The sequence below is a fragment of the Streptomyces sp. NPDC025833 genome (assembly GCF_055558055.1).
The window spans coordinates 140,441-151,392 of record NZ_JBVHNF010000021.1; the positions used below are offsets into that span (position 1 = coordinate 140,441).

The 10,952-nt window shown below is 75.5% G+C and carries 11 protein-coding genes; 5 read left to right on the forward strand and 6 right to left on the reverse strand.

Annotated features, from left to right (window positions below):
- Positions 1–296 precede the first annotated feature (296 nt).
- Entirely contained in the window at positions 297–1,727 is a 1,431-nt protein-coding gene (locus tag ACZ4K2_RS31760) for a DEAD/DEAH box helicase (RefSeq protein WP_467478511.1), read from the reverse strand.
- Between the two features lie 664 nt (positions 1,728–2,391).
- Between ACZ4K2_RS31760 and ACZ4K2_RS31765 the strand changes: the two genes are divergently transcribed.
- Positions 2,392–3,093 (forward strand): DedA family protein, encoded by a 702-nt coding sequence (locus ACZ4K2_RS31765; protein WP_467478513.1) that lies wholly within the window; start codon positions 2,392–2,394, stop codon positions 3,091–3,093.
- Between the two features lie 119 nt (positions 3,094–3,212).
- On the opposite strand, the gene ACZ4K2_RS31770 is transcribed toward ACZ4K2_RS31765, so the two are convergent.
- Entirely contained in the window at positions 3,213–4,847 is a 1,635-nt protein-coding gene (locus tag ACZ4K2_RS31770) for an amidohydrolase (protein ID WP_467478515.1), read from the reverse strand.
- Between the two features lie 14 nt (positions 4,848–4,861).
- The gene (locus tag ACZ4K2_RS31775; RefSeq protein ID WP_467478517.1) at positions 4,862–5,512 is read right to left on the reverse strand and encodes a TetR/AcrR family transcriptional regulator; all 651 of its coding nucleotides are present in this window, start codon (positions 5,510–5,512) and stop codon (positions 4,862–4,864) included.
- Positions 5,513–5,603: 91 nt separating this feature from the next.
- Between ACZ4K2_RS31775 and ACZ4K2_RS31780 the strand changes: the two genes are divergently transcribed.
- The 4 genes from ACZ4K2_RS31780 to ACZ4K2_RS31795 all read left to right on the forward strand — a co-directional run bounded on the left by ACZ4K2_RS31780 (position 5,604) and on the right by ACZ4K2_RS31795 (position 9,047).
- Entirely contained in the window at positions 5,604–7,058 is a 1,455-nt protein-coding gene (locus tag ACZ4K2_RS31780; RefSeq protein WP_467478520.1) for a purine-cytosine permease family protein, read from the forward strand.
- Between the two features lie 74 nt (positions 7,059–7,132).
- Positions 7,133–7,324: a hypothetical protein gene (locus tag ACZ4K2_RS31785; RefSeq protein ID WP_467478522.1), complete on the forward strand. Its 192-nt coding sequence runs from the start codon at positions 7,133–7,135 to the stop codon at positions 7,322–7,324.
- Between the two features lie 50 nt (positions 7,325–7,374).
- Positions 7,375–7,734, forward strand: a complete 360-nt coding sequence (locus tag ACZ4K2_RS31790) for a DUF779 domain-containing protein (RefSeq protein ID WP_467478525.1) — start codon at positions 7,375–7,377, stop codon at positions 7,732–7,734.
- 140 nt (positions 7,735–7,874) lie between these two features.
- Positions 7,875–9,047 (forward strand): phosphodiester glycosidase family protein, encoded by a 1,173-nt coding sequence (locus tag ACZ4K2_RS31795; protein ID WP_467478584.1) that lies wholly within the window; start codon positions 7,875–7,877, stop codon positions 9,045–9,047.
- A 45-nt stretch (positions 9,048–9,092) separates the two neighbouring features.
- Here ACZ4K2_RS31795 and ACZ4K2_RS31800 read toward each other — a convergent pair whose 3' ends face one another.
- From ACZ4K2_RS31800 to ACZ4K2_RS31810, 3 genes are all read right to left on the reverse strand, one after another.
- Positions 9,093–9,287, reverse strand: coding sequence for a hypothetical protein (locus ACZ4K2_RS31800; protein ID WP_467478527.1), 195 nt, complete (start codon positions 9,285–9,287; stop codon positions 9,093–9,095).
- A 102-nt stretch (positions 9,288–9,389) separates the two neighbouring features.
- Positions 9,390–10,253: a phosphatidylinositol-specific phospholipase C/glycerophosphodiester phosphodiesterase family protein gene (locus ACZ4K2_RS31805; protein ID WP_467478528.1), complete on the reverse strand. Its 864-nt coding sequence runs from the start codon at positions 10,251–10,253 to the stop codon at positions 9,390–9,392.
- A gap of 159 nt (positions 10,254–10,412) precedes the next feature.
- The coding region (locus tag ACZ4K2_RS31810) for an acyl-CoA dehydrogenase family protein (RefSeq protein ID WP_467769989.1) at positions 10,413–10,952 on the reverse strand (540 nt) is incomplete at its 5' end.

Genomic DNA, 10,952 nt, shown 5'->3' on the forward strand with positions numbered 1-10,952 from the left:
CTCAGGACCTTTCGGCGCCATGGTCCGCGGAGTTGCGCGGCTCCGGTTCGTGCTCCGGCCCCAGCCTCGGTTCCGGCTGTGGGCCCGGCCCGGTCCCGTCCGGTCCGGCCCGCTCCGGCTCCGGTTCCGGCTCCGGCTCCGGCTCCGGGGGCAGCCACGGGCGGGCGGTCCGGTCGGGAGCGTTGAGCCGGATGACCGGCCCCCCGCGCTGCGCGCCGTACCGAGAGGCCGGACCTCACGGTCCTCACCACTCACAAGGAAAGGAGAGACCACGCGGCGGACCGGGGAGCCGGGGTTCAGGCGCCGCGCCGCACCCGGGCCGCCTTGCGGGCCTCAGCGAGCTTGCGGGCCTCGCTGCTCTTGCGGGACGGCCGGCCGCCGGAGCCGTTTCTGGCGTCCTTGGCGTCCTTGGTGCTGCCCAGTCCGCGGAACGGGGCGTTGTGGTTCTTGGGGCGCGGTGCGGCCGGTCCGCCGTCGAGAGGTTGTCCGGAGGGGGCCTGGGCGCCGGTGATCCGGCTCAGCTCGGCCTCACCGGACCGCACCTTGGTGACCTTGGCGACGACGTCGGCGTCCGCCATGACCTGGGTCGTCTCGCGGCGCTGTCCCGACATGACAAGGGTTACGACGGTGCCGGAGCGGCCGGCCCGGGCCGTGCGGCCCGCTCGGTGCAGGTAGTCCTTCGGGTCGGTGGCCGGGTCGACGTTGACCACCAGGTCGAGGTCGTCGACGTGCAGGCCGCGTGCGGCGACGTTCGTCGCCACCAGCGAGGTGACCTGCCCGTTCTTGAACTGGGCCAGGGTCCGGGTGCGCTGCGGCTGGGACTTCCCGCTGTGCAGGGCGGCGGCGGCCACACCGCTGGCCCGCAGGTGCCGGGTGAGCTGGTCGACGCCGTGCTTGGTGTCCAGGAAGAGCAGGACGCGGCCGTCACGGGCGGCGATCTCGGTGGTCACGGCGTACCGGTCCGGGCCGTGGACGACGAAGACGTGGTGTTCGATCGCGTCGACCGCGGCGGACGCGGGGTCAACGGAGTGGACCGCGGGGTCGCGCAGGTAGCTCTGTACCAGCTGGTCGACGTCGCGGTCGAGGGTGGCGGAGAACAGCATCCGCTGCCCGTCGGGGCGAACCTGGTCCAGGATCTCGGTGACCTGCGGCAGGAACCCCATGTCGCACATCTGGTCGGCCTCGTCCAGGACCGCGATGCGCACCCGTCCCAGTCGGCAGCCCTTGCGTTCGACGAGGTCGTGCAGCCGGCCGGGGGTGGCGACGACGATCTCGGCGCCGTCCCGCAGGGCGGCTGCCTGCCGCCCGATGGAGACTCCGCCGACCACGGTGGCGAGCCGCAGCCGCAGCGCATCGGCGTACGGGGTGAGCGCCTCCCCCACCTGCTGCGCCAGCTCCCGCGTGGGCACCAGGACGAGGGCCAGCGGCTCCTTGGGCTGCGCGCGCTGCCCGGCCGTCCGGGCGAGCATCCCCAGGCCGAAGGCGAGTGTCTTGCCGGATCCCGTGCGGCCCCGGGCCAGGACGTCGCGTCCCGCGAGCACGTTCGGCAGCGCCGCCGCCTGGACGGGGAAGGGCACGGTCACCCCGTGTTCGTCGAGCACCCGCAGCACCTCGGCCGGCAGTCCCAGCTGGGCGAAGGACACCGTCGTGGCCGGTGCCGAAGCGGTGTCCGGCGCCTCGGGCACGCGGTCCTGCCGCCGGGTGCCGGCACGTGCTGATTCGCTCATGGGAAGCCTTCCTCCGAGTGGACCGTACCGAGGAAGGCGCGGCGGGGACGCGGCCGCCGACCGGGGACACCGAACGGGACACCGGCGTAGCGACGCTACAAACAGTCGACGTTAGCACGGGGCACACCGCCGGATTCTCCCGTGACCGCGCCGCTGGCTCGAGCGGTCCCCGGTGCGCGTACGCGAGCAGCCCGGTGGCCACCGCCAGGAGGAGAGCGATCAGGCCGAACCAGCGGAACAGCCCGGCGACGGCCTGAAGGGACGCGTCGAGCACGCGGACGGTGGTCCTTTCACGAGAGGCGACGAGACGGGCACTGGGCAGGAAGCTCGTTGCCAGCGACCTCCGACCCTTGTGACCGCTGGGCGGACCGGCGGAGCACGACCGGCGGACAGCGCACTGATCGTCCTGGACCGAGCAACGCTGAACAACGCCGAACAACACGGAGAACCGGCCGGTCACGCGGCTGACCAGTTTCCACAGCGGGCCGGCCACACCGCGAAGTGTCCGCGCCGCGGCCCGATGGCCACATGGCCCGGGACTCCGACCCGTCACCCCCGGCGGGCCGGGGACGGCCGGTCTCGGGAATCGGCGCGCGGCGAGGCGCCGGGGAGGGGATCCTGGGGAGCGAGCAGGTGTCCGCGAGGAGGCCAGGAGGCCCGGCCGGTGACAGCCGTGAACCCGATGGACAGCGCCTCCGTGCTGGCCGCGTTCGGCGCGCTGGGCGTCCTGGTGGTGATCTTCGCCGAGTCGGGTCTGCTCGTCGTCGGTTTCTTCCTGCCCGGGGACACGCTGCTGTTCCCGGCCGGGGTGCTGTGCGCGGGCAGCGCGGAGCAGCCGCCCCGGCTGGCGCTGTGGCAGGTGCTGCTGTGCGCGGCCGTCGGGGCGGTCGCGGGCGGCCAGGTGGGGTATCTGATCGGGCGGCACGGCGGCCGGGCGCTGCTGGGGCGGACGTCCAGCCGCCGGGTGAAGGGCGCGGCGGTGCGGGCGGAACGGCTGCTGGCCCGCTACGGCTACGGCAAGGCCCTGGTGATCGGGCGGTTCGTGCCGCTGCTGCGGACGGTGCTGCACCCGGTGGCCGGGACCCTGGACGTGCCCGCGCGGACCTTCACCCTGTGGCAGACCGTCGGCGGGGGGCTGTGGTCGCAGACGCTGGTCCTCGCCGGATACCTGCTGGGTGCCTCCGTCCCGCACATCGACGACTACCTGCTGCCCCTGGTGGCGCTGGTCCTCGTCCTGTCGATGCTGCCGCTGCTGCCCGAGGCCCTCCGCGCCCGCCGCGCCCGCCGGGAACAACAGGCACAACAGGCACAACGGACGCGGCCGGAACGGCGGGGGCGACGGGGACGGGCGGACCGGCCGGAGTGATCGTGCCGGCGCCGCCGACGGCCACGGATCCGCCGCCCGCCGCCCGCCGCCCGCCGCCCGCCGCCCGCCGCCCGCCGCCCGCCGCCCGCCGCCCGCCGCCACAGATTCGCCGCCCGTGGCTACAGTTCCGCCGCGCGGTGGGTGATCCGTCCCGCGAGGACCGTGAGCACCACCGGCAGGCCCGCCAGCTCGGTGTCGGGCAGCCGCAGCGGGTCGTCGGCGAGCACGGTCAGGTCGGCGCGGTGGCCGACGGCGAGCCGGCCGGCGCGGTCCTCCTCGCCCGCGGCCCAGGCGGCGTTGACGGTCATGCCCTGGAGCGCCTGCAGCGGAGTGAGGGCCTGCTCGGGGCCGTGCGGCGGCTGGGAGAGGTCGGCGGGCCTGCGGTGCCGGGCGCCGGCCATGACCTGGAGCGGCGGATACGGGGCGATGGGCCAGTCGGAGCCGAGGACGACCCGGGCCCCGGCCTCCCACAGGTCGCGGCAGCGGAACGCCCGGCCGGCCCGCTCCTCACCGAGCCGGCGCGACCAGTTGTCCGTGTGGTCGGCCCGGGTGAACTCGCAGCAGTGGGTGGGCTGCATGGAGGCGGCGACGCCGAGCGGGGCGAAGCGTCGTACGGTGTCGTCGGGGACGGTCTCGATGTGCTCGATCCGGTGCCGTACCCCGCCGGGGCCGGCCGGGCCGCCCGTCCCGGCCTGCGCCTTCTCGACGGAGTCGAGCACGTGGCGCACCGCCGCGTCGCCGATGGCGTGGGTGGCGGTGGGCACGCCGGCGCGGTGCAGGGTGGTGATCACCTGGGTGTAGCGCTGCGGGTCGGGCCAGTAGGCGTGGCCGGACTCACCGTGGCAGTCGGGGGTTTCGAGCCAGGCGGTGCCGTTGTCGATGGTGCCGTCCATGAACAGTTTGACGCCCGCCACCCGCCACAGGTCCCCGCCGGTGCCCTGGAGCCGTACCAGGTCGGCGACGGCGGCGTCGTCCGTCTCGGGCCGGCACCAGGGGGCGATCCGCAGCCTGAGGGGCAGGGCGTCCCCGGCCTCCAGGGCGGCGTAGACGGCGAGGCTGTCGCCGTTCGCGTCCATGGCGTGCCCGCCGGTGAGTCCGGACGCGGCCATGGCGGCCAGAACCTCGGCGCTGCGGGCCCGGATCTCGTCCTCGGTGGGCCGCGGGGCGACCGCCTCGACGAGTGCGCAGGCGGCGTCCTCCAGCAGCAGGCCGGTGGGCCGGCCGCCGGGGTCGCAGACGATCTCCGAGCCCTGTCCGAAGGTCCGGGGTCCGTCGATGCCGGCCAGCTCCAGCGCCCGCTCGCCGGCGATCGCGGAGTGCGCGTCGAACAGGTCGATGAAAGCGGGCACGTCGTCGAGGACGGGACCGAGGGCCGCGTACCCGACGGGCGCCGTGCCGAAGGCGTTGGGGTCCAGGCCCCAGCCGCGCAGCCAGCCGCCGGGCGGCAGTTCCCGTACCGCGGCGGCGAGCGCGGCGCGCACGGCGTCCAGGTCTCGGCAGGCGGAGAGGTCGACGCCCATCGTGCGTTCGGCGCCGGAGACCGGGTGCAGGTGCCCGTCGGTGAACCCGGCGGTGACCACCGCTCCCCCGAGGTCGACCACGGTGGTCGCGGGTCCGGCGAGGGCGCGGGCGTCCCGGTCGTCGCCGAGGAAGCTGATCCGTCCCCGCTCCGCGGCGAGCGCGGTGTGCGGGAGGAATCCTCCCGTGCCGGGGTCGAGCAGCCGGGCGGAGAGCAGGACGAGGTCGGCGGGCACAGGGGCTCCTTCGCTCACGAGGGGGTGGGGCGGTCGGCGGGGCGGTCGAGCGTGCCGGGCGGCAGGCCGAGTTCGCGTTCGGCGGTCGTGACGGGCATGCGGAGCACGACGGCCGGGCGCCGGGGGGTCTCGGTGTTGGCGTGGACGCCCAGTCCGTCGAGGACGACCAGGATCTGGACGGCGACGGCCTGCGGGTCGTCCGTGGTGAACTCGCCGGCGGCGACGCCGTCCCGGATCAGCGCTTCGAGCCGGTCGCGCCAGGCGGTCTCCTGCTCGGCGACCCGGCCGCCGAGCACGGGCCGGTAGCGGCTGAGGTGGCGGGCGTTGATCCAGAGCCGGCTGACGGCGTCGTAGTCCTCCCCCGCGGTGCGGCCGAGGAAGCGGGCGAGCCGCCCGGTGGGGGCGTCCCCGGGGGGCCCGGCCGGGAGGATGCGGTCGAGTTCGCCGGTGGCCGCGCTGCCGAACGCCTCGGCGACCAGGTCCTCGGCCGAGGGGAAGTAGTGGCTGATCAGCCCCGGGCGGACGGCGAGGTCCTCGGCGACCCGGCGCAGGGTGACGCACTCCAGGCCCTCGGCCAGGGCGACGGCCGCGGCGGCGTCGACGATCTCCGCCCGCCGGGCCGCGGGGTCCTTCCGTATCCGCTTGCGCTGAACGCTTGACGACATGACGGCGATGCTATTGAGTGTGCGACCAATAAGCAACTGGTCACCCGCCCAATAAGCGACCAGGCCGATCCCACCGCTCCCGGAGGGCCCCATGGCGTCCACGCTCCCCGACCCGCACCCCGGCGCACGGCCGCCGGCCGCCGACGGCGTCGCCGACGCGTCCCGGGCGCCCGAGCGCACCGGCGGCATCGAGGCGCACGGCATCGACCACATCCCGGAGTCAGAACGCCGGGGCCGGCCGCGCGAGTTGTTCTCCGTGTGGGCCGCCGCGAACGTCAACTACCTGAGCCTGGTGGTGGGCGGCGCGCTGGTGCTCATGGGCCTCACCCTGTGGCAGGCGCTGGCGGTGATCGTCGTGGGCAACCTGCTCTGGCTGCTCACCGGCCTGCTGGCCGTCCCGGGACCCGCGGCGGGCGCCCCGAGCGAGGTCGTCACCCGGGCGCTGTACGGGGTGCGCGGGAACCGGGTGAACAACGCGGTGACCGGCTGGCTCGTCTCCGTGTGCTACTTCGCGCTGAACCTGGCCGCCGCGGCGACGGCCGCCTTCTCGCTGGCGGCCCGGGCCGGCCTGCCGCTGGACACCGGGGTGAAGGCGGCCGTCGTGGTGGTCATCGCCGCCGTCACGCTCGCGATCAGCGTCTACGGCCACGCGGCGATCGTGCGGCTGTACATGCCGATCACCCTCGTCCTGACGGTGGTGTTCGCCGTGGTGGGCGTCGCGGTGCTGCGGCACACCGACACCGGTTACGTCCCCGAGCAACCGCTGACCGGCACCGGCCTGTGGGCGGCCCTGCTGGCCGGTGTCGCCCTCGTCGCCTCGGGCCCGCTCTCCTACACCACCAGCGCGGACTTCTCCCGCTACCTGCCCGGCAGCACGCCCGCGAAGTCGGTGGCCGGCTGGACGGCGCTCGGCGGCTTCCTGCCCGGCGTCGTGGTCTGCGGCCTCGGGGCGTGTGCCGCGACCGCCGTCGACATGACCGATCCCGAGTCCTCGCTCCAGCCGCTGCTGCCCGCCTGGTTCCGTCCGGTCTTCCTGCTGGCGCTGGTCCTCGGCACCGTCGCGCTGAACGCCCTGACGGCCTACAGCGCCGGTCTCGCCCTCCAGGCCGTCGGCCTGCGCGTGCGGCGCTCGCTCAGCGTCCTCGTCGACGGCGCCGTGTCCGTCTCCCTCACCCTGTACGCGCTCCTCGTCTCCGACTTCCTCGACACGGTCGGCGACGTGCTCCAGCTGACCGTGCTGCTGCTCGGCCCGGGTACGGCCGTCTACGCCACGGACATCCTGCTGCGCCGCAACCGCTACGACGGCCCCGCCCTCGCCGACGAGACCCCCGCCGGGCCGTTCTGGTACACCGGCGGCGTCAACTGGTCCGGGGCGCTGGCCCTCGGGGCGGGGGTGGCGGCCGCGGCCCTGTGCGCCGACACCCTGTACGCCGGCCCCGTCGCCGCGGCCCTGGGCGGCATCGACCTGTCCCTGCCGGCGGGGCTGGTGGTGTCCTCGGCCGTGTATGCGGTGCTGATGCGGCGCCTGCGCGTCGCGGACGCGTGATCCGCGAGGTCTGTGCCGGGCACCGGGCCACCGTGACCCACGTCCGCCGAGCCGACGCACCCGGGAGCCGCGTCGTGTCCGTACGCCGTGCCGTCCCCGACGTCCCGTCCACCGCCGTGCCGGAGAGCACGGAGTTCTACGGCGCGCCGGGGCTGGAGCAGGTCATAGGGCACGACTGGGCGGCGCTTCTTCGTGCGGGGCCCGAACGGCCGGGTGATCAAGGTGCTCGGCCCTCTCCCACCGACGCCCGCTGGACGCGCTCCTGACGTTCCGTGAGACTGGAGCGGCCCGAGCCCCGGCCGTCCAGGAGGGTCGCATGGACGAGGAGATCCCGCGCGTCGAACTCACCCCGCGGGCCGCGGAGCTGGTGCGCCGGCTGCGCGCCGAGCACGGCCCCCTGATGTTCCACCAGTCCGGCGGCTGCTGCGACGGCAGCGCCCCGATGTGCTACCCCGACGGCGAGTTCCGCACCGGCGGCTCGGACGTACTGCTGGCGGAACTGGCCGTGGACGGCGTGCCGGAGGCCGTCACCTTCTGGATGTCGGTGAGCCAGTACGAGGCGTGGCGCCACACCCGGCTGATCGTGGACGTCGTTCCGGGGCGCGGCAGCGGCTTCTCCCTGGAAGCACCCGAGGGGGTACGTTTCCTCACCCGTTCTCGCGTAGTGGAGGCGTAGTCCGCCCGCCGTCCGCCCGGTTCTGCTGCACTGCCCTGTGTACGGGGGCGGTTGACGGAGTCTCAGGGGGCACGGTGCTCAGACGCGGCAGGCGTTCGGCGGCGGTCGACGCGGTTCTCACGGCCGTCACGGTGTTCGGTGTGCTCGCCGGCGCGGTCCTCGCGGACCCGGCGCGGGCCGCCGCCGCACCGGCGGGCAGGAGGATCGCGCCGGGCGTCACCTACCGGCAGTTCGACATCGACGCGGCCGCCGGGACGGCCCACGCCCACCTGCTCACGGTGGACCTGGCCGATCCGCACGTCCGCGTCGACCTGCTGTACCCGGGCGCGGTGGCGGCCCGGGCGACCGTCTCCCGGCTGGCGGACTCGGCCGGGGCCGTGGCCGGGGTGAACGGCGACTTCTTCGACATCTCCGAGACGCAGCACCCGGGTGTGGAGGCCACGGGCGCGGCCGTCGGGCCGGCCGTGGCCGCCGGGCAGGTGCTGAAGGCCGCGGTGCCGAAGGGCCAGCGGTTCGGCCCCGCGCTGCCCCCGGGCACGGACACCCGGGACGTGTTCGGCGTCGGCACCGACCGGCGGGCCCGGCTGGACCGGCTCTCCCTCGCCGGTTCGGTCCGCACACCGGACGGAACGCTGCCGCTGAAGGGCCTGAACCAGTACGCGCTGCCGGTGGGCTCCGTCGGCGCCTTCACCGCGCGCTGGGGCGCCGCCTCCCGGCTGCGCGCCGTCTGCGGCACCGACACCGAGCGGTCGGCGCCGTGCAGCGGCGACACCTACGAGGTGGCGGTGCGCGACGGCCGGGTGGTGTCCGCCTCCGGTGCCCCGGGTCGCGGCCCGATCCCGGCCGGCACCACGGTGCTGGTGGGCCGGGAGGACGGCGCGCGGCGGCTGCGCGGGCTGTCGGCCGGCGACCCGGTGGAGGTCACGCACGCGCTGGTGGCGGCCTCGTCCGGGGTGCCGTACACGTTCGCGGTCGGCGGCTTCCCGGTGCTGCGCGACGGCGCCCCGCTGCCCGGTCTGGACCGGGGCACCTCGGCGGTGCGCACGGCCGTGGGCGTCGCGGGCGACGGGCGCAGGCTGCTGCTCCTGGCGCTGGACGGCGCCGCGCGGTACCGCTCCGGCCTCACGGTCGCGGAGGAGGCGGCGGCCATGCGGTCGCTGGGCGCCACCGACGCGTTCAACCTGGACGGCGGCGGTTCGGCCGAGATGGTCACCCGGGACGCGGGCGGCGCCGCCGTGGCCGTGCGCAACCACCCCAGCGGCGGCGCCGAGCGGCCGGTGCCCAACGGCATCGGTGTCTTCTCGGCCGGCTGACTGCCGGGCGGGCACCGGACCGGCACCGTACGGGCGCCGGGGGTCTCACGGCCGCAGGCTGCTCACCAGGTCGGCGGTCGCGTTGAGCCCGCTCTGGATGGTGGGCGCCATGCTGGTGCAGGCCAGGTAGAAGCCGAGCATCGCGCAGACCAGGGCGTGGGAGATCTTCAGCGAGCAGTTGCGAACGAAGATCACGGCAAGGGTCAGAAGCAGCAGCACCACAGAGATGGAAATGGCCATCGGGAACCTCCTCCGCAACGCCCCATGCGCGGCGTTCGGCCGCAAGTGTGGCGTAGTGGGAGGTTCGTCCGGGCGACTGACATGTCCTCCGAACGTGTGGTCTTACGCGGGGACACGGGCGTCCAGGAACGCCTCCAGGCCCGCGAGGTCGTCGGTGTTGAGGAGGTCGGTCCCGGCGGCGAGCAGCTCCGTCCACACCGCGTCCCGGGCCGGGCCCGCGGTGTCGGGAGTGGCCCAGAACCGGACCCGCTGCCCGCGCGCGTGGGCGGCGGCGGTGATGCCGCGCAGCCTGCGCCGCTCGGCGTCCGGGAACGCCCCCTGTCCGGTCCAGGTGAAGTTCTGCGCCCAGTTGTCGCTGATCAGCGGGATGAGGGAGGCCGGGGCGGAGCCGCCGAGGTCGGTGAGCCGGCCGTCGTAGAAGGCGCGGCGCTCGGTCTGCGCGGCCAGCGGGACGCGGGCGGCGCGGTCTCCGGAGACGACGACGGTGACCGGGCCGGGGCGCACCCGGCCGTGCGCGTACCGGGTGAACAGGTGCGGGTGGCGGCGCAGCCGGCGGTCGAGGGCGAGGTAGGTGGCGGCGCCCTCGCTCTTGATGTCGACGAGGAGTCGCAGCGGCTCGCGCCGGCCGCGGTACACCGAGCCGTGGTGGGCCGCGACGAGGGCGGCGAGCGGTTCGAGGTAGAGGGATTCGAGCGTGCGGGACGGGTCCGGTTCGGCGGGATCGTGGCCGACGAGGAGCTGGTCGCCGACGAGGAAGACGTCGGCTTCGACGCTGCCGAAGCGGTGGCCGAGGGCGTCGTACAGGGGCCGCGGGTGGGCGTAGTCGTTGTGGGCGTGGGCGTGCCGCAGCGGGCGCGGGGGGCGCCCGCGTTCCCCGGCCGACGCCCGGCCCGCGGGCAGGGCGAGCGTGCCCGCGAGGGCCGCGCCGAGGGTCGTGAGGGTTCCGCGACGGGTGGTGGGGGTCATGCGCTGCCTCCCTGGGGTGCCGGACGGGACCGGGGGAAGTATGCGCGCGCCCGGGACCGAAAGCGCCTGGAGCACGGGGAGTTGGCGCCGAGTTCACCTCGGCGGCGCCCGGCCGCGGAGGAGCCCGCCCCGGAGCGGGGCGGGCTCGCGCGTGGTCCGTCAGGGCGCCGGGAGGTCGACCAGTGCGGCCAGCGCCGAGCGGTGCGCGCCGGCCGTGCCGTAGGCGATCGAGTCGGCCTTGGCCCGCTTCAGGTAGAGGTGGACCGGGTGTTCCCAGGTCATGCCGATCCCGCCGTGCAGTTGCAGCGCCTCCTCGGCGGCGTGCACGGCGACGGGTCCGGCGTACGCCTGGGCGACGGCCACCGTGACGTCGGTGTCCTCGCCGCGGGCCAGCGCGTCGACGGCGGCGCGGGCGGCGGCCCGCAGGCCGGCCACGTCCAGCCACACCTGGGCGAGCCGGTGCTTGAGCGCCTGGAAGCCGCCGACCGGCCGGTTGAACTGCCGGCGCTCCTTCAGGTACCGGACCGTCTCCGTCAGCACCTGGTCGGCGATGCCGAGTTGCTCGGAGGCGAGCAGTCCGGCGGCGGGGCGCCGCGCGCGCCGCCCCGCGGGGGGCGCGGCGCCCCCCCCGCGGGGGCCCCGCCCCCCCGCGCGGCCGACGCGGGCCCCCGGCCGGGGGTGGTCCACGGGGCACAGCGG

Excerpts from the sequence above, each read along its gene's own strand:
- ACZ4K2_RS31780 (WP_467478520.1), top strand. The coding sequence starts at position 5,604 with ATGGCGTCCACGCTCCCCGACCCGCACCCCGGCGCACGGCCGCCGGCC.
- ACZ4K2_RS31775 (WP_467478517.1), bottom strand. The coding sequence starts at position 5,512 with ATGTCGTCAAGCGTTCAGCGCAAGCGGATACGGAAGGACCCCGCGGCC.
- ACZ4K2_RS31800 (WP_467478527.1), bottom strand. The coding sequence starts at position 9,287 with ATGGCCATTTCCATCTCTGTGGTGCTGCTGCTTCTGACCCTTGCCGTG.
- ACZ4K2_RS31805 (WP_467478528.1), bottom strand. The coding sequence starts at position 10,253 with ATGACCCCCACCACCCGTCGCGGAACCCTCACGACCCTCGGCGCGGCC.
- ACZ4K2_RS31760 (WP_467478511.1), bottom strand. The coding sequence starts at position 1,727 with ATGAGCGAATCAGCACGTGCCGGCACCCGGCGGCAGGACCGCGTGCCC.
- ACZ4K2_RS31790 (WP_467478525.1), top strand. The coding sequence starts at position 7,375 with ATGGACGAGGAGATCCCGCGCGTCGAACTCACCCCGCGGGCCGCGGAG.